Annotated in this window: 1 protein-coding gene; it reads left to right on the plus strand. The window is 65.2% G+C overall.

Annotated features, from left to right (window positions below; translation table 11 throughout):
- Nucleotides 1-12: 12 nt before the first annotated feature.
- A partial coding sequence (locus tag ACZ7EG_RS40070; protein ID WP_471089990.1) for a tyrosine-type recombinase/integrase occupies nucleotides 13-1,136 on the plus strand: 1,124 nt, incomplete at its 3' end.

Below are 1,136 nucleotides of genomic sequence, written 5' to 3' on the forward strand. Positions count from 1 at the left end.
TTGGTTCGTGGGATGGGGTCGTTTTTCAAGGAGTGTGAGCATCCGCGGTCGCGGTGGTCGAAGTGCTCTCACTCGTACAAGATCCGGTATCGGTCGGCGGCCGGGCGGCAGTTGGAGGAGTCCGGGTTCGCGACCCAGGATGCGGCCGTCGAGCGTTTGACGGAAATCTACAACGCGAAGAAGGCGGCACCGCGGGGTCGGGCGAAGGCGGAGCGGATCGCCCGGTACGGTGCGATGCGGTTCGAGGAGTACGCCACCGGGTGGAAGGCCGGCCAGCGGGATCTGGGGCCGGCCTCGGTGGTGCACTTGGAGTCGCTGCTGAATATCCATCTGCTGCCGCTGCTGGGCAGCCGGCGGATGAACACCTTCGACCACAAGGTCGTCGAGGGTTTCCTTCAGACCCTGGAGCGCAACGGCATCGGCTTGGCCGCCCAGGCGAACGCCTTCGACAAGCTGAAGGCGATCCTGCTGGACGCGAACCGGCTCGGGCTGTTCGACGACAATCCGGTGGACGGTGTGAAGCCGCCGCAGTACGACCCCAAGCGGGTGGTGATCCCCTCACCGGAGCAGTTGCGGCAGATACGCACCGCCGGCGACGACAGCTTCCTGCTGGTAGCCGATCTGATGAGCGGGTGCGGGATGCGTAACGGTGAGGCGTTCGCGGTCAACCTCAACAACATCGTCGCCGACGACGTCTACCGCATCACTGAGCAGGTCAACCGGACCACCTGCCAGTACGAGCGGCTCAAGCACCGCAAGGCGGGCGAGTATCGGGACGTGCCCCTGCCCGCCCGGGTGCGGCAGACCATCGAGTGGTACGCCTCCAAGCACGGCACAGTCGACGGCTTCCTGCTGCGCCACCCCAGCGACCCGTCCCGCACGTTCCCGCACTACCACATAGCGAATCAGTGGCAGCGGATCAAGAAGGCCGGCCAGGTCGACATCCCCGAAGGGATGGTCGTCTACGGCATGCGGCACTTCTTCGCCTCCAACTGCCTCACCCACGGCATCCCCATCACCGACGTCGCCGAGTGGATGGGCCACAAGACCATCGAGATCACCTTCAAGATCTACCGCCACCTCATGCCCGGCTCCATCAGCAAAGCCGCCAAAACCCTCAACCACGCCCTCGCCGC

It is taken from the genome of Streptomyces sp. NPDC037100 (assembly GCF_055606225.1).